We start from the raw sequence: 925 nt of genomic DNA on the forward strand, positions 1-925 counted from the left end.
ATAGGCAATCGCGCCGTACAACGAGTTTCCTACACTGATTTTTGCGACCATTTCGCCTCCATTTCCCTTGAAAGTTCCACAATCCGGCGGCTCAGTTTCACGAGTTCGACGGTGTGTTGCTCTAATTTGTAGAGCAACGCCATCGCCTTTTTCTCTGAAAAATGCAGCCTCAGTTCCTTCACGACTTGGTTGTAATTCGTACCCACGGCACGGAATTGTGCATGAAAATCCGACAGCTTGGTGTAATAGTCCACCAGCGTCTTGTCCACCTTCAGCACCTTGAACGGTTGCCCGAAGAAGTGTGCTTTGAGAAAAACCGACCGCGCATAGACACCCGATTTTCCGAACATGGCGAGGAAACGGTTGTGTTCCTCCTCGTTGAAACGGACGGTGTACCGGTACACCGCCGGATCAAGTTTGGGATTTCTCCCTGATTTGCTTTTCCTTTTCTCTTTCATATTACTTTGGATTTAGCGGATTGACGGCATAAGCCGCCGCTTCGGATCACAGCACCGCAGTTCTGAAAGGCTTCCCGACTTCGGAGGGAAAGCCCGCCCCCTGCAAGGGCAAGGCGTTTTCCGGGATGCTCAAAATATTTTGAGCGGCTGAAAACATACCTTGCTATGTTCAGGTGAACATAAAAATCCGTCAGGGGACGGATTGGGAAAATACCTTTCAGGACTCCGGGCCGCGCGTCATCGGCGAACCCTGCTGTCCGGGTGCAAAGTTACGCCCTTAAAGCGGTATCGGACAGATGCTTGACCCGGTCAATGACTGCCAACCGGCGCAACGTGCCGCCACTTGCCGGAGAAGTGATACAGGTTCCAAAATATACTTGTTTATTTGCAGCATGATTCAAGAAACGAACGATTTGAAGATATGATAAACGGAACATTCAAATACCCGGAAATCCGCTTCTTCGGAT

At 50.1% G+C, this 925-nt stretch carries 1 protein-coding gene; it reads right to left on the reverse strand.

Going from position 1 to position 925, the window contains the following annotated elements; all coding sequences use genetic code 11:
- Positions 1-29 precede the first annotated feature (29 nt).
- The gene (gene mobA, locus HMPREF9442_RS04765; protein WP_004291488.1) at positions 30-458 is read right to left on the reverse strand and encodes a conjugal transfer protein MobA; all 429 of its coding nucleotides are present in this window, start codon (positions 456-458) and stop codon (positions 30-32) included.
- Between the last annotated feature and the right edge of the window lie 467 nt (positions 459-925).

The sequence above is a fragment of the Paraprevotella xylaniphila YIT 11841 genome (assembly GCF_000205165.1).
Lineage (GTDB): Bacteria > Bacteroidota > Bacteroidia > Bacteroidales > Bacteroidaceae > Paraprevotella > Paraprevotella xylaniphila.